This window comes from Glycomyces salinus (assembly GCF_016428645.1).
GTDB classification, from domain to species: domain Bacteria; phylum Actinomycetota; class Actinomycetes; order Mycobacteriales; family Micromonosporaceae; genus Glycomyces; species Glycomyces salinus.
The window spans coordinates 1-20,702 of sequence record NZ_JAELXW010000090.1 but is presented as its reverse complement, the minus strand read 5'-3'; the positions used below and the strand labels follow the sequence as shown (position 1 = coordinate 20,702).

Here is a 20,702-nt window from a genome sequence, read left to right as displayed (position 1 = left end):
ACACGCCGCAGACACCAGCCCTCCACACACCTCACCGTCGCCGCCCGGTTGAACCCTGAACCGGCGCGTCCTGGCCACGGCAGCCGCACCCGACCGGTCTCCAGCCCTTCGCCGCAGGCTGTCCGGTGTCGGGCCTGGTTGCGCCCGAGCCCTGTTGGCGAGCGCTGGAATTTGAAACGTCGCTTGGGGACCGACGCGAATTCGGTTGTTCGAAGTTGACGAGACCTCGTATTGTCAACGCCGGAAGGAAAGGTGGCCCCGTGACCAAGCTGAATCAGATCATCGCCATCGAGAAGGGCGTCAAGACCAAGGCGGCACGCGCGCTCGGCGACGCCGGGCGCGAGCTCGGCAAGGCGCCGCTGCTGTCTGGCATCTCCCGGACCTACCAGCCGAAGGACGAGGAAGGCGAGCAACTGCCGCCCGAGTCGACCAAGGTCCAGCGCCGGGTCGAGGAGCAGCTCCGCGAGGTGTCGAAGGCGATGACCCGGCTGTTCGACGTCACCGCGACCAAGGACCGCACCAACGCCGTGTCGACCGCCGACGTCGTGGTCGACGGCGAGGTCTTGCTGGCCGAGGTCCCGGTGACCTACCTGCTCTTCCTGGAGAAGCAGCTCGGCGAACTCCAGACCTTCGTCAAGGGCCTGCCGGTGCTCGACGCGGCCGAGTCCTGGTCCTTCAACGACTCCGCCAACTGCTACGCCACCGACCCGGTCAAGACCGTGCGGACCAAGAAGGTCCCGCGCAACCACGTCAAGGCCGAGGCCACCGAGGAGCACCCGGCCCAGGTCGAGGTGTACTACGAGGACATCCCGGTCGGCTACTGGACCACCGTGAGGTTCTCCGGCGCGGCCCCGGCCAGGCGGGTCGCGACCCTGACCGAGCGGCTGGAGAAGCTCCAGCAAGCGGTGAAGTTCGCCCGGGAGGAGGCCAACGGCTCGGAGACCGTCGAGGAGCGCTTCGGTGAGAAGGTCTTCGACTACCTGCTGGGCGATTGATCACAGACCCCCCTGTTTTGAGCGACAGGGGTGCGCGAAAGCGCAAAGCTGAATCTGAGGTTCAGTCTGAATACACCGCGGTAGAGATGGGGGTTCGAATCCCTCCACCGGCACGAGCCGGTGTGGCCCAACTGGTAGAGGCAAGCCGCGAAAATTGAGACTCTCGCTCTAGCTTCAGCATTCGCCACGCCGCGCCGAATCGCGAGAAGTACGCCGATCGGACATCGGTGTTGGGGGTTCGAGTCCCTCCCGCCGCACCACATGCGGCGGTAGCTCAATGGCAGAGCGCGATGCGAGCAGTAGACTCACGGCCTTCCGTACGGTCGGCAGCGGCTACATGTGGCACATGGCGGCCCGGGATCGAGGTCAACGACCCGGGCCGCACCCATGCTCGGCCGAGTCCGGCCCGTTCGTCGGCCCCCTCCCGTACGGTGGCGGCATGGACTTGACAGCGGCGTCGTTCATCGAGACGGTCGAGGGCTTCCGTTCCGACGACGAGCGGGAGAAGATCCGAAAGCACTTCAGGGGCACCGGCGAGATCATCGGCGTGCGGATGAAGCACACCTTCGACACCGCCAAGGCGTTCGCCGACATGCCCCTGGACGAGATCGAGCGGCTGCTCGACTCGCGGTACTACGAGGCGCGGATGGGCGCGGTCAGCATCCTGGACTTCAAGGCGCGGCGCAAGCGGACCACGGAAGCCGAGCGCCGGGAGATGTTCGAGCTCTACCTGCGGCGGCACGACCGCATCGACGACTGGGGCTTCGTCGACCGGTCCGCGCCGCGCGTAGTGGGCATGTACCTGCTCGACAAGCCGCGCGATCCGCTCTTCGCGCTGGCCCGGTCCGAAGACCGGTGGGAGCGCCGCACCGCCATCACGGCGGCCTTCTGGTTCATCCGGGAAGGCGACGTCGACGACGCGCTGCGGATCGCCGAGATGCTCCTGGGCGACGACGAGGAGCTGATCCACACCTCGGTCGGCACCGGGCTGCGCGAGGTCGGCAAGGTCGATCGGGACCGGCTGGTCGGATTCCTGCGGAAGCACGGCGACGCGGTGCCGCGGGTGACGCTCCGGTACGCGACGGAAAGGCTGCCACCGGATCTCCGCGCCGATCTGATGGGCCGGAGCTGAGTCCGGCCGGCCTCGGAGTGACCGAGGTCTCGGGTGGATCGCGCCTGATCGGACCTCGCGAGTGTCACCCGACTGGCGTATTCTTCTGCTCATGGCAGTCTCCGACGACGACCGCTCCGTCGAGCTCGACGAGGACTTCGCGGTGCTCCCGGACCAGACCTCCGACGACACCGACGCCGGCTGGGGTGAGCGGCCCGCGCCTCGCCGGAGAGCGCGGCGGCCCCTCTCCGCCCGCGACATCGAGCTGCTCGACGAGCGCCCGCCCCACTGGTAGCGGCCCCGGCGCTCCGCCGGCCGGGCTCTGATCGCCTGATCCCGCGATGACCGGTGCCCTCCGAGGGTCTTGCGCGTAAGCGTTTACATATGTAGGGTCCAGGTATCCATGAATTCACCGGCGCCTATGTCGATGAATTGGAATGTAAGCGTTTCAACTCATCGCGCCGGTCTGGACTCCCTGGAGGGACCGTGTCAGATACTCCTCACCGAACCGACCTCCCGCAGCCCGAACCTACGACCACCTCCGGACTCCGCCGCCGCAGCGTGCTGGCCGCGACCGCCGGCGCCGCCGCGGCCGCGTCGCTGTTCGACGGCGCCCCCGCCCGCGCCCAGACCGACTCCGGCGACGGGACCGGGCCCGACTCGGTCGACCTGTCCTGGCTCGAGGGGCAGCCGCCCGAATCGCCCGGATCGACCTGGGGCGTGCCCTGGGGCCGGGGCGCCTTCGATGAAGACCAGACCTTCAAACTCACCGCCGCCGACGGCACCGACGTGCCCGTCCAGTCCTGGCCCCTGGCCTACTGGCCCGACGGCTCCCTGAAGTGGACCGCCCACGCCGTCGGCCCCGAGGCGACCTCCGAGTCCTTCACCCTGACCGCCGGCGAGAGCGCCGCCCCGGCCAGTCCGGTCACGGTCTCCGAGAGCCACTGGCACATCGACATCGACACCGGGGTGATCACCACCCGCATCGCCAAGTTCGGCAGGCACCTGATCAAGCACGTCAAGCGCGGCGACCGCACCGTCGTCAAGGAGGGGCACCTGGTCAACATCACCCAGGACCAGGCCCCGGACCCGGAGAACGCGTGGGTCAGCCGGGACCGGTACATCAGCGAGGTCGAGGACGTGACCCTCGAACAGGACGGTCCGGTGCGGGCCGTGGTCCGCATCGACGGGCACCACCGCAAGGGCTGGGGCTGGGGCAAGTCCTGGCTGCCGTTCACCGTGCGCCTGTACTTCTACGCCGGGGCCGAGTCGTTCCGGATGGTCCACACCTTCATCTACGACTCCGACGGCTCCGAGTCCTTCATCGCCGGGCTCGGCGTCCGGTTCAAGGTCGCCATGCCCGACGAGCTGTACGACCGCCACGTCCGCTTCGTCGGCGAGGGCCACGGGCAGCTGACCGAGGCGGTCAAGGGCGTCACCGGGCTGCGCCGCGACCCCGGAGGCGAGGTCCGCGAAGCGCAGATCGCCGGACAGCCACTGCCCGACCCATCCACATGGGACCAGCGGGTGACCAGCCGCCTGCACTGGATCCCGGCCTGGGGCGACTACTCGCTCTCCCAGCTGACCTCAGAAGGATTCGCGGTCCGCAAGCGCACCAAGTCCGGCCACGGATGGGTGCCGGTCGACCAGGGCCGGCGCGCCTCGGGCTTCGCCTACCTCGGCGGGCCCAGCGGCGGCTTCGGCTTCGGCATGAAGGACTTCTGGCAGCGGCATCCGACCGGCCTGGACATCCGGGACGCCCACACCGACTCCGCGACGGTGACGGTGTGGATGTGGTCGCCCGAGGCGCAGCCGATGGACACCCGGTTCTACCACGACGGCATGGGCCAGGACACCTACGAACAGCAGCTCGACGCCCTCAACGTGACCTATGAGGACTACGAGCCCGGCTTCGGGACCCCGTACGGGGTCGCCCGCACCTCGGAGCTCCAGTTCTGGGTCACCGACGCGACCCCGTCGGCCGAGCGGCTCGGGCACATGGCCGACGTGGTCCGCGCCCAGCCGCAGGTGATCGCCCCGACCGAGCACCTGGCCGCCGCCGGGGCCTTCGGCGGCCTGTTCGGGCCCGTCGACCGGTCCCACCCGGTCAAGGCGCAGGTCGAGGACATGCTCGACTTCTTCTTCGACTACTACCAGGCCCAGCGCGACGAGCGCCACTGGTACGGCTTCTGGGACTTCGGCGACGTCATGCACTCCCAGGACGGCGACCGGAAGGTCTGGCGCTACGACGTCGGCGGCTACGCCTGGGACAACTCCGAGATCTCGCCGGACATGTGGCTGTGGCAGGCCTACATGCACACCAACCGGGCCGACGTCTTCCGCTTCGCCGAGGCGATGACGCGCAAGACCAGCGAGGTCAACGTCTACCACCTCGGGGAGTGGGCCGGGCTCGGCACCCGCCACGGCGTCCAGCACTGGGGCGACTCGGCCAAGCAGGTCCGCATCTCGAACGCCAACTACCGCAGGTACTTCTACTACCTGACCGGCGACGAGCGCACCGGCGACCTGCTCCACATGCTCTCGAGCAGCGAGGAGACCTTCCTCGTGCTCGACCCGATCAGGAAGATCCGCGACCCCGAGGACGACTACGTGCCGGACCGGAACGCGCTGAGCATCGGCTTCGGCACCGACTGGTCGGCCCTGGTCGCGGCGTGGCTGGCCGAGTGGGAGCGGCGCGGCCCGGACTGGGAGTTCTGCCGCGACAAGGTCCTGGGCACGATGGAGACCATCGCCGCCCAGCCCAACGGGTTCGCGCAGGGCGGCGCGCTCTACGACATGGACACCGGCAAGTACGCCATCGAAGAGGACCCCGTGGTCCAGCGCAGCAACCTCTCCAACGCGTTCGGCCGCATCGAGATCTGCGCCGAGCTGATCCAGCAGGTGGACATGCCCGCGTTCGAGGACGACTGGCTGCGCTACTCGCGCTTCTACACCGCCAGCCGCGAGGAGCAGGAGGAGGAGTACGGCGGCCGCTTCGCGGACCTGTTCCTGTACGCCTACGCGCGGGCCAACGCGTTCGTCTACCTGCGCACCGGAGACGAGTCCCAGGCCGAGCACGCCTGGCACCGCTTCCTGAATCCCATCAAGTCCTGGGAGATCACGCCGGGTCCGAAGGAGTCCGAGGAGGTCGACTCGACGCTCAACCCGACCACCTGGCACCCGATCGCGACCAACGAGATCGCCCAGTGGGGCCAGGCCGCCGTGCAGATCCTCGGGATCGCCGGCGACTTCGTCCCCGACCAATGAGAGGGGATCGGGGATGGGCCCGGCCGGCGGCAGTCGGGAGGCTGACCGCCGGGCCGGGCCGGCTCATGCGCGGCTGAGGGTCATCCCTTGACCGCGCCACCGGTCAGGCCGGAGACGATGTAGCGCTGGAGGCTCAGGAACACCGTCACCGTCAGCACCGAGGTCAGCAGGGCCCCGGCGGCGAAGACGCCGAAGTAGCTGGCCGGGGCGTTGTCGGCCACCAGCGTGCGGAGCCCGACCGCGAGGGTCATCTCGCCGCGGTCGGTCAGGAACAGGCTGGCCAGGATGTAGTCGTTCATGGTGCCCACGAACGCCAGGATGCCCGAGATCGCGATGATGGGCGCGGCCAGCGGCAGGATCATCCCGAAGAAGATCTGGGCGTGGCCGGCGCCGTCGATGGTGGCCGCCTCGTCCAGTTCCTTGGGGATGGTGTCGAAGAACCCCTTCATCAGCCACGTCGAGACCCCGAGCGCCCCTCCCATGTAGACCAGCATGAGGCCCAGCTTGGTGTTGAGCCCGGCGACCGGGTAGTGGTCGCCGATCGCCCCGAAGATCAGGTACAGGGCGACCACGGCCAGGAACGAGGGGAACATCTGGATCAGCAGCAGGAACAGCAGCATCGGGCGGCGCCCGGTGAAGCGGAACCGGCTGAAGGCGTAGGCGGCCAGCGAGGAGACGAAGATCGAGATGAACGCCGCCGGGATCGCGATGACCATCGAGTTGGCGAACCACCGGGCGAAGGGGATGTTGCCGTCGGTGAACAGCCGCTCGAAGCTGGAGAGGCTGAACGCGTCGGGCAGCAGGCTGGTCGCCGAGAGGGTCCCGTTCGGGTTGAACGCCGCCGAGACGACGTAGACGATCGGGACGAGCGCGAAGACCAGGATCGCGACGGTGACCAGGTGCCGCCAGCCGGTGTCGGCGGCCCACCTGGAGAAGGTGGTCCTGCGCCGCCGCGCCAGTGCCGCCTTCCGCTCGTCGTTCATCGCCTCGGCCGCAGCGGGTCCGGATGTCCGGGTCATGCGAAGACCTCCTCCTGCTTGCGGGTGGTGCGGAACATGATCGCCGAGATGGTGGCGACGATGAGGAAGATGAACATGCTGACGGCGCTGGCGAAGCCGTAGTCCGAGGTGGACGATCCGAACGCCTGGCGGAACGCGTAGGTGATCAGCAGGTCGGTGCCGCCGACGTCGTCGCCGGCGCGGAACGGGTTGCCGCCGGTGAGCAGCTCGATCGCGTTGAAGTTGTTGAAGTTGAACGCGAAGCTGGAGATCAGCAGCGGGGTGAGCGAGACCAGCAGCAGCGGCAGGGTGATCTTGCGGAACGCGGTGGTGCCGGTGGCGCCGTCGATCTTGGCGGCCTCCAGGGAGTCGGCCGGCAGCGCCTGGAGGGCGCCGAGGCAGATGAGGAACATGTACGGGAAGCCCAGCCAGGTGTTGGTCACCAGGGCCATGGCGCGGGCCGCCCAGGTCTCGCCGAACCAGTTGACGTTCAGGCCCAGCAGCTCGTTGACCAGGCCGAAGTCGCGGTTGAACATCTGGGCCCAGACCAGGATCATCGCGAACGATGGCATCGCGTAGGGCAGGATCATGATCGCCCGGTAGGCCTTGGTGCCCCTCATGCCGGGCCGGTTGAGGGCCATGGCGGCCCCGAGCCCGAGCGCGAAGGTGAACAGGACGCTTCCGGCGGCGAAGGCCAGGTTCCAGACGAAGACGCCGAGGAAGGCCGAGCGCATCTCGGCGTCGGTGAACAGCCGGGCGTAGTTGTCCCAGCCGACCCCGACCCGCCAGCCGACGAGGGCCTCCTCGCCGTCCTCGGTGACGAAGCGGCCGTTCTCGTCGTCGGCGGTCCAGACGGTGCCGGTGGCCGAGTCGGTGATGCAGTCGCAGTCCGCGTCGTATTCGCGGGTGGAGGTGCCCTCGAAGGCCGAGAGGCCCTGGATGCGGATGCCGGTGTCGGCGCCGGTCGGGACGGCCAGCTCGGCGAGTTCGGCCTGGCGCTCGTTGAGTTCCTCCAGGTCCCAGACGGTGTAGCCGTCGGCGGCGGTGATGCGGCCGGTCTCGTCGGTCTCGACGTCGCCGAGTTCGGTCAGGCCCTCTTCGGTTCCGGCCCAGTGGCTGCCGTCGGCGGTGTCGGTCAGCAGCAGCGCGAGCTCTCCGGCGGTGGTCTCGCCGCCGGCCAGGAGGTAGGTGGCGCTGTCGGGGGTCTGCTGCACTCCGGCGGCGATGATGACCTCGACGGCCTGGTCCTTGTCGACCCGGTGCCCGTCCCCGTAGTTGGAGAAGGAGGTGCCGATGGTCATGATCACCGGGATGATCTGAAAGGTGATCAGCAGGAGCGTGCCGGGCACGAGGTACTTGAGCGGGACCGCCCGGCGCTGGAGGTAGGTGTAGAAGACGATGGCGACGACGGCCGCCTCGACGGCCAGGGCCCACCAGGCCCCGGCGCGGATGAGGGGCAACGCCGCCCAGGCGGCGAGGGACGCCACCACCGCGAGCACGACGATCTTGGCGATCAGGCCCGCGGCGGTCTGCGATCCAGCCGCCTGGGAACGTTGGTCGAGCACTGCTTGGCTTCCTTCGCTGTCGGAGGGGGCCTTTAGGATTCGGCGATGGCGTCGCGGATGGTCTGGGCGGCGGTGGCGGCGGCGTCGGCTCCGGTCGAGGCGCCGTCGACGCAGTCGGCCTCGGCGCGCCCGAAGGGCTCCCAGACGGCGTTCATGGCCGGGATGTTCGGCATCGGGACGGCGTTCTCTCCGGCGGCGGCGAAGCCCGCTGCGTCGGCGTTGCCCTCCAGGTAGGTCTCGGCGGCGGCGGTGAGGGCCGGGACGCGGTCGCCGAGCTCGGCGAGCTTGAGCTGGTCGTCTTCGCGGAGCACGAAGTTGGTGATCAGCTCCTGGGCGAAGGTGACGTTGTCGGCCTTGGAGGACAGGAAGAACGCCTGGACGCCCAGGAACGGCGCGGCCGGGTCCCGGCCCTCGAAGCCGGGGATCGCGCCGACCTCGTAGTTCATGCCGGCGGTCTGGACGTCGGCGATCGACCAGGGCCCGGAGATGAGGAACGGGGCCCTGCCCTCGGTGAAGAAGCTGACGGTGTTGTCGCCGTTGATGGAGGTCGACAGGACGCCGTCCTCGCCGAGTTCGCGGAACTTCTCGAATCCGGCGACGCCGCCCTCGGAGTCCACGCCCAGGTCGTTCGGGTCCAGGCTGCCCTCGCCGTCGGAGCCGAACAGGTAGCCGCCCATGGACGAGAAGATCGGGTAGCCGTGGTACGGGTCGCCGTCGACGCCCACCGGGATCAGCAGCGCGTTCTCGGTCCCGGCGTCGGTGCCGGCCTGGACGAGCTCCTCGAAGGTGGCCGGGGCCTCGGGCGCGAGGTCGGTGTTGCGGAACAGGCCGATGTTCTCAATGGAGTAGGGGGCGCCCCAGATCTGGCCGTCGACGGTCACGGCCCTGACCGACGCCTCGTTGAGGGCCGACTGCACGTCGGCGCCGAGGGTGATGGGGCTGATGACGCCGTCGCCGGCGAGCTGCCCGGTCCAGTCGTGCGGCCCGACCATGATGTCGGGGCCCTGGCCCTGCTCGGTGGCGGTCAGGAAGTCCTCGCGGAGCGTCTCGACGTGCTCCTCGACGGTGACCTTGACGCCGAACTGGCTCTCGAAGTCCTTCACGTACTCCTTGAGGATCGGCGTGCGGGTCTCGTCGGCCCAGATGACCAGCTCGCCGGAGAAGTCCGGGCCGGACTCCTCACCGGAGTCGGAGTCGTCGTCGCCGGAGCCGCAGGCCGCGGCCGCGCCGAGCGCGGCGGCGGAGACGGCGGCGGTACCGATGGTCCTTCTACGCATGATGTAGTTACCTCTCCTCATTGAGGGCGGCCCCGGCGGGGCCGGTGATGGGGATCATGGGCTGTCGCCCCTGACCCCTCGAAGGTTAGCAAGATGTTTCAGAAACAGGAAACCCTTGCAATCAAACTGTTGCCGAATTTCAGATAGGCTACGCTGTCATCATGCGGCTTCGACTCTCCGACATCGCCCAGCAGGCCGGCGTCAGCGAGGCAACGGTGTCCCGGGTGCTCAACGACAAGCCCGGCGTGGGGGCTCAGACCCGGCAGTCCGTCCTCACTGCGCTGGACGTGCTCGGCTACGAACGGCCACCGTCCCTTCGCAAGCACGCCATGGGCCTGATCGGCCTGGTGGTGCCCGAACTGGAGAACCCCATATTCCCCCTGTACGCGCAGACGGTCTCCAACGTCCTCGCCGGCTCCGGCTACACCCCGGTGCTGTGCACCCAGACCCCCGGCGGAGTCTCGGAGGACGAATACGTCGACATGCTGCGCGAGCGGGCGGTGGCGGGCATCATCTTCGTCTCCGGTCTCCACGCCGACACTACCGCCAGCACCGACCGATACCGCGAACTGCAGGACAAAAGACTCCCGATCGCGTTCATCACCGGCCACCCCGAGGGCATCGAAGCCGCCTCCTTCTCCTGCGACGACACCGCCGCCGCCCGCACCGCCGTCGAGCACCTCGCCGGGCTCGGCCACAAGCGGATCGGCCTGGTCTCCGGCCCCGACCGCTACTGGCCCGTCCAGCGCAAGATCCGCGGCTACCGCGCCGCCATGCAGCACCTGGGCCCCGAGCTGATCGAGCTGACCCTGTTCGGCGAGCAGGGCGGCCACGCCGCCGCCGCCCGCCTCATCGAACGCGGCGCCACCGCCGTGGTGTGCGGCTCGGACATGATGGCCCTCGGCGCGATCCGCGCCGCCGAGGAGGCCGGACTGCGCGTCCCGGCCGACTTCTCCGTCGTCGGCTACGACGACTCCCCCCTCATCGCCCACACCAACCCCCCGCTGACGACCGTGCGGCAGCCGGTGCGCGACATCGCCACCGCCGCAGCGCGGACGCTGCTCGACGAGATCGCCGGGCAGCAGACTCCGTCGTCGGAGTACCTGTTCCGGCCCGAACTGGTCGTACGCGGCTCCACGGGCGCGGTGCCCCAATGACCCGAGCCGGTTCCCCGGCTCCATAGCTTCGCCAAGGGAAAGGAACCACCGATGAGCGACAACTGGTGGCGCGACGCTGTCATCTACCAGGTCTACCCGCGCTCGTTCGCCGACGCGAACGGCGACGGCATGGGCGACCTGGCGGGAGTGCGCTCGAGGATCGGCTACCTGGCCGACCTCGGCGTGGACGCGCTCTGGCTCTCGCCGTTCTACGCCTCGCCCCAGCACGACGCTGGGTACGACGTCTCCGACTACCGGGCGATCGACCCGCGCTTCGGGACGCTCGACGACTTCGACGCCATGCTGGCCGAGGCCCACGGCGCCGGCATCCGCATCATCGTCGACCTGGTCCCGAACCATTCGTCCTCGGAGCACGAGTGGTTCAAGGCCGCCCTGGCGTCGGGCCCGGGCAGCAATGAGCGCGCCCGCTACCACTTCCGCGACGTCGACCCGGCCCGGCCGGAGGTCCCGCCGAACAACTGGCAGTCGATCTTCGGCGGCCCGGCCTGGACCAAGACCCCCGACGGCAAGCAGTGGTACCTGCACCTGTTCGACTCCTCCCAGCCGGACCTGAACTGGGACAACCCGGAGGTCCACGCCGAGTTCGAGTCGATCCTGCGGTTCTGGCTGGACCGGGGCGTCGACGGCTTCCGCATCGACGTGGCCCACGGCATGGTCAAGGCGGACGGGCTCCCCGACACCGGCGGCGACGGTTCGATCGAGATGATCGGCACCACCCAGGCTCCGTTCTTCGACCAGGACGGGGTGCACGAGATCTACCGCCGGTGGCGCCCGGTCATCGAGGAGTACGAGGGCGACCGCATCTTCGTGGCCGAAGCCTGGACCGACTCGGCCGAGCGGCGCGCGCTGTATCTGCGCCCCGACGAGCTGCACCAGGCGTTCAACTTCGACCTGGTCCTCGCGCCGTTCGCGGCCGCCGACTTCCGCAAGGCGATCGACGCCGAGATCGCGAACAACGCCGGCGTGGGCGCCCCCTGCACCTGGGTGCTGTCGAACCACGACGTGCAGCGCCACGTCACCCGCTACGGCGACGGAGAACTGGGCCTGACCAGGGCCAGGGGCGCCACCCAGCTGCTGATGGCCCTGCCGGGCGTGGTGTACGTCTACCAGGGCGAGGAGCTGGGCCTGGGCGAGGTGCTCGACCTGCCCGACGAGGTCAGGGAGGACCCGACCTTCCACCGCACCGGCGGCGAGCAGATCGGCCGCGACGGCTGCCGGGTCCCGCTCCCGTGGAAGCGGGACGGCCTGAGCCTGGGCTTCGGCGAGGGCGGCTCCTGGCTCCCGCAGCCCGAAGACTGGTCGGACAAGTCGGTCGAGGCCGAGGACGGCGAGGCGGGCTCGACCCTGGAGTTCTACCGGACCGCGATCGCCCTGCGCGGGGAGAACAAGGCGACGGTCCTGACCTGGCTGGAAGACCCGGCCGAGGACACCCTGGCCTTCGACAACGGCGCGGTCGTCAACGTGACCAACTTCGGCGACGAACCGGTCTCCCTGGCGGCCTTCGAAGGCAAGGAAATCCTCCTGACCAGCACCGACCTGCAAGAAGGCGACCTCCCCGCAGGCTCCACGATCTGGTTCAAGCGCTGAGCCACCGCCGGAGCACCCCGGGGCGGCCCGCCGCCCCGGGGTGCTCTGCGTTGGTGACCGTCATCGACGCTTCAGCGTGTCATACCACGGACTCGGTGCTAGCATTCATATGGTGAGGGGGTGACAATGATGGCAGACGCCAAGGCCGTTTCCGTTCGCGGCATCGACCCTGAGATTTACCGCTGGCTCAAGGTTCGCGCGGCGCAGCATGACCGCTCTATGGAAGCGGAAATTCGAGCGATATTCGCGGAGGTCAAGCTGGCTGATGAGACCCCGGGTGACGGATCTCTGGGGGCATTGCTCGAATCCTTCGTCGAGAATCACGGTGGGGTCGATCTGGACCTGCCGCCGCGGGATGAACCGGCGAGGGCGGCGGACTTTTCATGGTAGTTGCAATCGATACCAACGTCTTCCGCGAAGGACTGCACCCTAAAGGCAACCCGGTGGTGAAGCGCTGGCTTCGAGCATTGCCCTTCGAGGAATCGACCACTACTGTCGTCAATATCGCCGAAGTGCGGGCGGGCGCGGCGAAAGAGCCCTACGGCCGCAAGCGAGTTGAACTCGAAACGTTCATCGAGACGAGCATCGTCGAACGGTACGGTGAACGCATCCTTCCGTTCGACCTTGCGGCGACCTCCGTCTATGCCGCAGACTATGGTGAGCTTGCGAGAACAGGCCGCCCGATCGGGTCGATGGACCTCATGATCGCAGCGATCTGCAAGGTGCACGGGGCCGCCCTTGCCACCCGCAATATCAAGGACTTCAGAGGGTTGGGCATCCACCTGATCAATCCCTGGGACAACTGAAACCGTTCGGCGGCGAAGCCCCAGTCGCGGAGCGGCCGAGCCCGCTCCTGTTCACCCCGGTGTCGATTCAGGCTGTTATGGCTTGTGCATGTACTTCAAGGTGCGGTCCCCGCTGTGGCTCTCGGGGGCCTTCGCCGGGTTCTTTCTGTTGCTGACGGTGTGCGGTGGCGCGGTCGTACTGGCCGGAGAGCCGGGTGGCTGGATCCTGGTGGCCGTGGCCGGAATCGGGACCGTGGGCTTCTGGTTCGCCCGGAACAGCACCGTGATCAGGATCGAGGACCGCGAGGTGACCGCCTACCGGCCGGACGACGTCCGGCGTGTGCGGCTGCGCGACGGAGACCGGCTCGCGATCCGGACAGGCCGCCTGTACACCGTGCGCGAGAGCGGCGAATGGGAGGAGATCCGCGCCTACACCTGGCACATCAGGGACTCCGACTGGGCAGACCTCAAGACCGAGCTCGAACGCCGCTGGCCCGAACTCAAGGGATACTGAGGCGCCATCGCCGGGCCCCGGCGCCCAAGTACGCCTCGGTGACGACAGAGCCCGGACCGTTCCCGGTCCGGGCTCTCGTGCGCTGCGGGATTACTTGATCTTGTTGCCGGCGCTGCGGAGCTGCTGGCAGGCTTCGACGATTCGCTTGGCCATGCCGGCCTCGGCGAGCTTGCCGTAGGCGCGCGGGTCGTAGGCCTTCTTGTTGCCGACCTCGCCCTCGACCTTGAGCACGCCGTCGTAGTTGCGGAAGATGTGGTCCACGATCGGGCGGGTGAAGGCGTACTGGGTGTCGGTGTCGATGTTCATCTTCACCACGCCGTAGTCGACCGCGTCGCTGATCTCCTGCGCGGTCGAGCCGGAGCCGCCATGGAAGACCAGGTCGAATGGCTTGTCCTTGCCGGTCTCGGCGCCGATCTCGTCCTGGATCTCCTTGAGGATCTCCGGACGCAGGCGCACGTTGCCGGGCTTGTAGACGCCGTGCACGTTGCCGAAGGTCAGGGCCGACATGTAGCGGCCCTTCTCGCCGGTGCCGAGTGCCTCGACGGTGGCGCGGGCGTCGGCCACGGAGGTGTAGAGCTTCTCGTTGATCTCGGCCTCGACGCCGTCCTCCTCGCCGCCGACGACGCCGATCTCGACCTCGAGGACGATGTTGGCCTTGGCGGTGCGCTCGATGAGCTCCTGGGCGATCTCCAGGTTCTCCTTCAGCGGCACCGCCGATCCGTCCCACATGTGGGACTGGAACAGCGGATTCTCGCCGCGCGCGACGCGCTCCTCGGAGATCGCCAGCAGCGGGCGGACGAACTTGTCGAGGTTGTCCTTGGGGCAGTGGTCGGTGTGGAGGGCGATGTTGACCGGGTAGTTCTTGGCGATCTCGTGGGCCGCCGCGGCGAGGGCGACCGAGCCGGTGACCATGTTCTTGACCGTGGGGCCGGAGAGGTACTGCGCGCCGCCGGTCGAGACCTGCACGATGCCGTCGGACTCGGCCTCGGCGAATGCGGCCAGGGCGGCGTTGAGGGTCTGGGTCGAGGTGACGTTGATGGCCGGGTAGGCGAAGGACTGCTGCTTCGCCCGGTCGAGCATCTCGTTGTATACCTCAGGTGTTGCGATGGGCATGCTGCCTGCTCCTTCTTCGAATGGTTGAAGTGTCCCGGACCGGGGATGTGCTCAGACGCCGCTGTCTGAATTCATGTTCTTGGCGCGTTTCACCTCTGTGAAGTATCGCCCACGAACATGTGAAGCCAACACCACCCTACCTGGCCGTTCACTCGCCGAAGCGCCTCAGTCGCGATTACGGTAGGAGCATGGACGATCTGCCCGAATGGGCCGGAGAACTCGACGAGGTCTCGGACTTCGACCGGGACTCCTCGGACGACGACCTCGATGACCGGGAGGACCCCGAGTCCTTCTCCGCCGCCGAAGAGGGCTCGGTCCCCGAGGAGGCCGACGCCGCCGACGTCGCCGAGCAGGCGATCGAGGTCCCCGCCGACGAAGACGACGAGGCCCGCGCGGAGTAGCCCGCACGGGCCCCGAAGCGCGTCGCGTGCGCTCAGTCGGCGTCGGCCGCTCCCATCCTGTCGAGCACCCACGCCAGGTTGAACGCCTCTTCCTCCCAGGCGTCGTAGCGGCCCGAGCGGCCGCCGTGCCCGGCCTCCATCTCGGTCTTGAGCATCACGTCCGACTCCGGGCTGGAATGCCGCAGCGCCGCGACCCACTTCGCGGGCTCGTGGAAGCCCACCCGCGTATCGTTCAGGCTGGTCACGGCCAGGATCGACGGGTACCGCGCGTCGGTGACGTTCTCGTACGGAGAATACGACTTCATGTACTGGTAGACCTCGGCCGACTCCAGGGGGTTGCCCCACTCCTCCCATTCGATGACCGTCAGCGGCATCGTCGGGTCGAGGATCGTGTTCAGCGCGTCCACGAACGGCACGTCCGCCAGGACCCCGGCGAAGCGCTCGGGGGCCAGGTTCGCGACCGCGCCCATGAGCAGCCCGCCGGCCGAGCCGCCGCGCGCCACCAGCCGGTCGGGCGCGGACCAGCCGGCCTCGACCACGTGGTTCGCGCAGTCGGCGAAGTCGGTGAAGGTGTTCCGCTTGTGCAGTAGTTTGCCCTGCTCGTACCACTGCCGGCCCATCTCCCCGCCGCCGCGGACATGCGCGATCGCGAACACCACGCCGCGGTCGAGCAGGCTCAGCCGCGCGATCGAGAAGTACGGGTCGATGGAGTGCTCATAGGAGCCGTAGCCGTACAGCAGGCACGGCGCGGTCCCGTCGGCCTCGACGCCGGCCTTGGCCACGATCGAGATCGGCACCCTGGTGCCGTCGGCTGCGGTGGCCCACTCCCGGTACTGGCGGTAGTCGGCCGGGTCGAAGCCGCCGAGCACGGGCGTGCGCTTGCGCAGGTGCAGCTCGCGCGCGTCGATGTCGAAGTCGTAGACCGACGACGGGGTCACCATCGAGGCGTAGCCCAGGCGCAGCGTGCGGGACGCGTAGTCGGGGTTGTAGCCCGAGCCGACCGCGTACAGCGGCTCCTCGAACTCGACCTCGGTCAGGTCTCCGTCCTCGAGGATGGCCACCTGCGAGAGGCCCTCGCGGCGCAGGGAGACCACGGCGTGGCGCTCGAAGGACTCGACCGACTCCAGCCTGACGGCCGGGTCGTGAGGCAGGATCTCGTGGTAGTCGGCGGTGTCGTCGACCGGGACCCAGCCGAGCGCGAAGTTCTCGGCGTTCCTGTTGTGCAGCATCAGGAAGCGGTCGCCCTGGTGGTCGATCTGGAACTCGACGCCCTGCTCGCGGCCGTTCCCGAAGAGCGTGAACTCGCCGGTCGGGTCGTTCGCGTCGAGGAAGCGGACCTCGCTGGTGATCTTGGAGCTGGAGCCGATCATCAGGTAGCGCTCGGAGCGGCTCAGGTCGATCCCGGTCCAGAAGCGCTCGTCGTCCTCCTGGTAGACGAGGACGTCCTCGGCCTGCCCGAGGACGTGCCGCCACACCTGGTGGGGGCGCCAGGCGTCGTCGACCTTGGAGTAGAAGAACACCGAGCCGTCGGCCGACCACGCGCCCCCGTAGAAGACGCCCTCGATCTCGTCGCCGTGGACCGCTCCGGTGCGCAGATCCTTGAACCGCAGGGTGAACCGCTCGTCGCCGGAGTAGTTGACGCCGAAGGCCAGCAGGTTCCCGTCCGGGGAGACGCCGAAGACGCCCAGGGAGAAGAAATCGTGGCCCTTCGCCAGCTCGTTCTCGTCGAGGAGGACGACCTCGTCCTCGACCGGCGCACCGGGCTCCACCTGCGGCGGCGTGTCGCCCGAGGCCGCCACGCGGCAGTGGATGGCGTACTGCTTGCCCTCCTCGGTGCGGCTGTAGTACCACCAGGGCCCCTTGCGGACCGGTACCGACAGGTCGGTCTCCTGGGTGCGGTCCTTGATCTCGCCGAAGATGGCCTTGCGCAGCGAGTCGAGGCGCCCGGTGCGCGATTCGGTGTAGGCGTTCTCGGCCTTGAGGTAGGCCAGGACGTCGGGGTCCTCGCCGTCCTTGAGCCAGGCGTAGGGGTCGTCGACGGTGTCGCCGTGGTGGGTGCGGGGGTGGTCGCGGCGGTCTGCTTGTGGTGGCTGTACTGATCGCTCTTCTGACATTCCTCAACTTTGACATCCTGCCCTCCTCGAAAGGAAGGCATTCCCCCTCAACAGCGTGTGATGTCGTATTAGGGGAGTGGTAGTTGCTTATCCCGCTGTGGGTTTCGCGTTCCCACCGGTTCCTGATTCCTCCCCATCGCCGGGGGTTGCGGGGACTGCCGGCATCTTGCCAGTCTTGATATCCCCTCCACAGGCGTTTCGACTCTCCGCTACCGGATCGCTCCGGTCCTCTCGGTGCCCGGCGGCGAGCTGTTCGGCGCTCAGGCGCAAGCCCTCGCGCAGGATGTTGATCGCGGCGTTCACATCGCGGTCGTGTACTGCACCGCAGGCGGTACAGGCCCATTTCCGGACATGGAGTTCTTCCCGACCTTTCGGGCCGGTCCTGTCCCCGCACGATGAGCAGAGCTGCGTAGACGGGAAGAACCGGTCGACCGCGATCACCGTTCGACCGGCGCGTGCGGCCTTCGCGGCCAGAACCCGCAAGAACATGCCCAAGGCCTGATCGTGCACGTTCTTGCCCAGACGTACCCCTTTGGCGGCCATGCCCTGCACGTTCAGGGTCTCCACGGCGATGGTCTGGTGCTCGCGCACCAACCGTGTCGTCTCCTGCTCGATGAAGTCGTGCCGCTGCGCGGCGACCTTCGCATGGACTCTCGCCAGCTTCAGGTCCGATCTTCGCCAGGTAGAGCTTGCCGTCGGCTCGGAGCGTGAAGGCATTCCGATTGAACCGGGCCGTCTGCCGGGCGGATCGCTTCTTGAACCGCGGCGGGCCGATCCGCGGACCTGGCCTGCGCCCGGCCCGAGAGGCGAAGAAGCTGCCGTAGCCGACCGCCAGGTCCCGCAGGGCCTGCTGCAACGGCACGGCTGAGACCGCTGCGAGCCAGGCCCTCTCCGGCGTCGTTTTCGCGTCGGTGGTGACCGCCTTGGCGACTGTACCCATCGCCGGGCGCGGCAGCCCCGCGCGCCAAGTTCCCTGAAAGATCGCCAGCGCATCGTTGAAGACCACGCGCACACACCCGAACGTCTTGGCGAGCATCGTCTCCTGCTCGCCGGTTGGGTAGATCCGGTACTGATACCGCAACACGGTCACTCAACAAACATAGGAAGGGTGTGTGACAGTTTCCCAGACCCAACGACGCGAACGGTCCCGCCGGTCGCTGAGGATGGGGGAGTAGCGCCCGCAAGTTACTAACAAGTAGTACATAGGTCGGCCGAATGTCCCCGAAACCCTCCATAGAGGGCGCAACTACCTGTGAGGATGGTCCGCATGAGCGACAAGCGCGACGACACGGAGCTCCTGCCGCAGGCCTCGCCGCCGTTCCTCGCCGCCGAGGCGCTCTCGGCCTCCGGCCACCAGGGACCGATCTTCAGCGGGGTGCGGGCGTCCGCCGAGCTCGGCCAGGTCCTGGCGGTCACCGGCGACGGCGGCGACGGGCGCACCTCGCTCCTGCTCGCCCTGTCCGGGCGCTTCGCCCTCGCCTCGGGATCCCTGACCGTCGACGGCCAGACCGGGCCCGGCGAGATCCGCCGCCGCTTCACCGTCGCCCAGGCCACGCCGGCGATCGGCTTCGACGAGTACCACACCGTCGCCGCCTGCATCAAGGAGACGACCGCGGTCTCGGCGGGCGCGGCGAGCCGCGCCAACATCCTCGCGTGGCTCGACCGGCTCGCCGTCGACATCGACACCGGCGACACCTACGGCTTCCTGCCCCGCTTCGAGCAGACCCGCTTCGCGATCGCCTGCGCCGCCGCCTCCCGGACCCCGGGCATCGTCGTCGACGACGCCGACACCGGCCTCAACGGGGCCGGAGGCGAACGCGTCTTCGACGCCCTGCGGACCGTCGCCGACGCCGGCCAGCTCGTCCTGACCGCCTGCTCCCGCCACGATCCGCCCGCCGACACCGTGGTCGACCTCAGGGTCGCCCGCGTCGAGAACGGAGGCACGCAGTGAGCCCGTTCAGACTCTCCATCCTGGAGCTCCGCCGCTTCCGCGGCCACCCCGTGCGCGTGGCCGCCCTGATCGCGGTCGTCCTGATCCCCCTGGTCTACGGCGGCCTCTACCTGTGGTTCGCCTGGGACCCCTACGGCAAGACCGGCGACATCCCCGTCGCCGTGGTCAACGACGACGAGGGCGCCGAATACGAGGACGACGGCGAGCGGACCGAGGTCAACGGCGGCGACCAGCTCGTCGATCAGCTCGAGTCCACCGACCTGCTCGAGTGGAACTTCACCGACGCCGACACCGCCCGGACCGGGCTCGAGGACGGCGACTACTACTTCGTCATCACCATCCCCGAGGACTTCTCGGAGAAGCTCGTCTCGCTGGCCGGGGAGAGTCCCGAGCGCGCCGAGGTCGAGTTCGACCTCAACGACGCCAACGGCTATATAGCCGGGATCATGGCCGAGACCGTCGAACTCCAACTCCAGCAGCAGATCAACACCGCCGTCTACGTCACCTTCGCCGAGACCATCTTCGGCGACCTCACCGAGCTCGGCGAGGGCCTGACCGAGGCCGCCGACGGCGCGAGCGACCTCTCCGAAAGCGTAGGCGGGGCCGAATCCGGGGCCGAGGACCTGGAGGCGGGCCTGGGCGACCTGCACAGCGGCGCCCAAGAGGTCGCCGACGGCGCCGACCAGGTCTCGGACGGGGTCGACCAGGTCGTCGACGTGGCCCAGCCGGTCGTCGACGACCTCGCCGGCGACTGGGAGCAGATCCAGTCGGGAGCCGAGGCCGGGGCCGGACTCGTCGACCGGGCCTCCGCCGACCTCGACGCCGCCTACGAGGAGCTGTGCGCCGACGAACCCGACGGCGACGCCTGCCTCGCCCTCGAGAGCGTGATCGACGAGGCCGACCAGGTCAATGCCGACGTCCAGGACGGCAACGACGCCGTCCAGAGCGTGACCACCGACCGGCTCGAAGAGGCATCGGACGGCCTCGGGGACCTCCAGACCGGCGCGGCCGACGTCGCCGACGGTGCCGACCGGCTCGTCGAGGGTGCGGCCGACGCCCAGTCCGGGGCCGGAGACCTCGCCGACGGACTGGGCCAGATCCAGGGCGGGGCCGACACGATCGCCTCGTCGCTTTCCGAGGCCGCCGAGCAGGTCCCGGCCGGCGACCCGACCGAGGACGCTGCGGACGCCGACGTCTACGGCAGTCCCGTCGCCATCGACGAGGAGAACCTCAACCCCGCCGGCACCTACGGCCGGGGCCTGTCGCCGTTCTTCATCGCCGTGGCGCTGTGGGTCTTCGGCCTCATCGCGTACCTGGTGCTGCGCCCGGCCAACCCGCGCGCGGTCGCCGGTCCGCTGCGCTCGCCGCTGGTCGCCGTCGGCGGCTGGATGCCCGGCGCGATGCTCGGCCTGCTCGCCGCGGTGGTGCTGTACGCCGTCCTCGACATCGGACTCGGCCTCGATCCGCTGCACACGGCCGCCACGATCGGGTTCTGCCTGCTGGCGATCCTGGCGTTCTCGGCGATGACGCACCTGCTCAAGCTCGCCTTCGGCGCCGCCGGAAGCCTGCTGATCGTGGTGCTGCTGATGCTCCAGCTGACCAGCGCCGGCGGGCTCTATCCGCCCGAGACGACGCCCGGGTTCTTCCAAGCGCTGCACCCGCTGCTGCCGATGACCTACGTGGTCGACGGGCTGCGCGTGACCGTCTCGGGCGGCCAGACCGAGCACCTGCTGCGGGCCCTGGTCGTGCTGGCCTGCTGGCTGGTCGCCTCGCTCGCGGTGTCGTCGCTGGTGGTGGCCATGCGCCGCAAGTGGAACTCCGACCGGCTGCACGAGCCGCTGAAGAT

General features: G+C 68.7%; 18 protein-coding genes. 12 read left to right on the top strand and 6 right to left on the bottom strand.

The genetic code is table 11. The features are described from left to right. Positions 1-260: 260 nt before the first annotated feature. The 4 genes from JFB92_RS19895 (at position 261) to JFB92_RS19880 (ending at position 5,373) form a co-directional block, all read left to right on the top strand. Positions 261-995 (top strand): DUF7873 family protein, encoded by a 735-nt coding sequence (locus JFB92_RS19895; protein WP_199042827.1) that lies wholly within the window; start codon positions 261-263, stop codon positions 993-995. A 439-nt stretch (positions 996-1,434) separates the two neighbouring features. Then, on the top strand, positions 1,435-2,127 hold the full coding sequence (locus tag JFB92_RS19890) for a DNA alkylation repair protein (RefSeq protein WP_199042826.1): 693 nt from the start codon (positions 1,435-1,437) through the stop codon (positions 2,125-2,127). Between the two features lie 91 nt (positions 2,128-2,218). Continuing rightward, on the top strand, positions 2,219-2,401 hold the full coding sequence (locus tag JFB92_RS19885; protein WP_199042824.1) for a hypothetical protein: 183 nt from the start codon (positions 2,219-2,221) through the stop codon (positions 2,399-2,401). A gap of 191 nt (positions 2,402-2,592) precedes the next feature. After that, positions 2,593-5,373: an exo-rhamnogalacturonan lyase family protein gene (locus JFB92_RS19880; RefSeq protein WP_199042822.1), complete on the top strand. Its 2,781-nt coding sequence runs from the start codon at positions 2,593-2,595 to the stop codon at positions 5,371-5,373. Positions 5,374-5,453: 80 nt separating this feature from the next. On the opposite strand, the gene JFB92_RS19875 is transcribed toward JFB92_RS19880, so the two are convergent. The 3 genes from JFB92_RS19875 to JFB92_RS19865 are packed head-to-tail and all read right to left on the bottom strand — an operon-like array spanning position 5,454 to position 9,213. After that, on the bottom strand, positions 5,454-6,392 hold the full coding sequence (locus JFB92_RS19875) for a sugar ABC transporter permease (RefSeq protein ID WP_233163554.1): 939 nt from the start codon (positions 6,390-6,392) through the stop codon (positions 5,454-5,456). Continuing rightward, the gene (locus JFB92_RS19870) at positions 6,389-7,936 is read right to left on the bottom strand and encodes an ABC transporter permease subunit (protein WP_199042820.1); all 1,548 of its coding nucleotides are present in this window, start codon (positions 7,934-7,936) and stop codon (positions 6,389-6,391) included. The genes JFB92_RS19875 and JFB92_RS19870 overlap by 4 nt, the downstream gene beginning before the upstream one ends. Positions 7,937-7,968: 32 nt before the next feature. Next, a complete protein-coding gene (locus tag JFB92_RS19865) occupies positions 7,969-9,213 on the bottom strand; it encodes a sugar ABC transporter substrate-binding protein (protein ID WP_199042818.1) in 1,245 nt (414 codons plus the stop codon). Positions 9,214-9,356: 143 nt separating this feature from the next. Here JFB92_RS19865 and JFB92_RS19860 point away from each other — a divergent pair, with 143 nt between their 5' ends. The 5 genes from JFB92_RS19860 to JFB92_RS19840 all read left to right on the top strand — a co-directional run bounded on the left by JFB92_RS19860 (position 9,357) and on the right by JFB92_RS19840 (position 13,277). Beyond that, positions 9,357-10,370, top strand: coding sequence for a LacI family DNA-binding transcriptional regulator (locus JFB92_RS19860; protein WP_372451668.1), 1,014 nt, complete (start codon positions 9,357-9,359; stop codon positions 10,368-10,370). Positions 10,371-10,421: 51 nt separating this feature from the next. Further along, positions 10,422-11,978 carry a glycoside hydrolase family 13 protein gene (locus tag JFB92_RS19855; RefSeq protein ID WP_199042814.1) on the top strand — a complete coding sequence of 519 codons (1,557 nt, stop codon included), beginning with the start codon at positions 10,422-10,424 and terminating at the stop codon, positions 11,976-11,978. 129 nt (positions 11,979-12,107) lie between these two features. After that, entirely contained in the window at positions 12,108-12,368 is a 261-nt protein-coding gene (locus JFB92_RS19850) for a FitA-like ribbon-helix-helix domain-containing protein (protein ID WP_233163553.1), read from the top strand. Then, a complete protein-coding gene (locus JFB92_RS19845) occupies positions 12,362-12,784 on the top strand; it encodes a type II toxin-antitoxin system VapC family toxin (protein WP_199042812.1) in 423 nt (140 codons plus the stop codon). Before JFB92_RS19850 ends, JFB92_RS19845 begins: the two co-directional genes overlap by 7 nt. A gap of 88 nt (positions 12,785-12,872) precedes the next feature. Next, positions 12,873-13,277 (top strand): hypothetical protein, encoded by a 405-nt coding sequence (locus JFB92_RS19840; RefSeq protein WP_199042811.1) that lies wholly within the window; start codon positions 12,873-12,875, stop codon positions 13,275-13,277. Positions 13,278-13,367: 90 nt separating this feature from the next. On the opposite strand, the gene fbaA is transcribed toward JFB92_RS19840, so the two are convergent. Continuing rightward, entirely contained in the window at positions 13,368-14,390 is a 1,023-nt protein-coding gene (gene fbaA, locus JFB92_RS19835; protein WP_199042810.1) for a class II fructose-bisphosphate aldolase, read from the bottom strand. Positions 14,391-14,578: 188 nt separating this feature from the next. On the opposite strand from fbaA, the gene JFB92_RS19830 reads away from it, so the two are divergent. Continuing rightward, the gene (locus tag JFB92_RS19830; protein ID WP_199042804.1) at positions 14,579-14,791 is read left to right on the top strand and encodes a hypothetical protein; all 213 of its coding nucleotides are present in this window, start codon (positions 14,579-14,581) and stop codon (positions 14,789-14,791) included. Between the two features lie 32 nt (positions 14,792-14,823). Here JFB92_RS19830 and JFB92_RS19825 read toward each other — a convergent pair whose 3' ends face one another. Then, on the bottom strand, positions 14,824-16,905 hold the full coding sequence (locus JFB92_RS19825) for a S9 family peptidase (RefSeq protein WP_199042802.1): 2,082 nt from the start codon (positions 16,903-16,905) through the stop codon (positions 14,824-14,826). 87 nt (positions 16,906-16,992) lie between these two features. Further along, positions 16,993-17,622 (bottom strand): RNA-guided endonuclease InsQ/TnpB family protein, encoded by a 630-nt coding sequence (locus JFB92_RS19820; protein WP_199042800.1) that lies wholly within the window; start codon positions 17,620-17,622, stop codon positions 16,993-16,995. 550 nt (positions 17,623-18,172) lie between these two features. Between JFB92_RS19820 and JFB92_RS19810 the strand changes: the two genes are divergently transcribed. Both JFB92_RS19810 and JFB92_RS19805 read left to right on the top strand, forming a co-directional pair. After that, entirely contained in the window at positions 18,173-18,856 is a 684-nt protein-coding gene (locus JFB92_RS19810; protein ID WP_199042792.1) for an ATP-binding cassette domain-containing protein, read from the top strand. Then, a partial coding sequence (locus tag JFB92_RS19805; protein ID WP_199042790.1) for a YhgE/Pip domain-containing protein occupies positions 18,853-20,702 on the top strand: 1,850 nt, incomplete at its 3' end. The genes JFB92_RS19810 and JFB92_RS19805, both read left to right, overlap by 4 nt.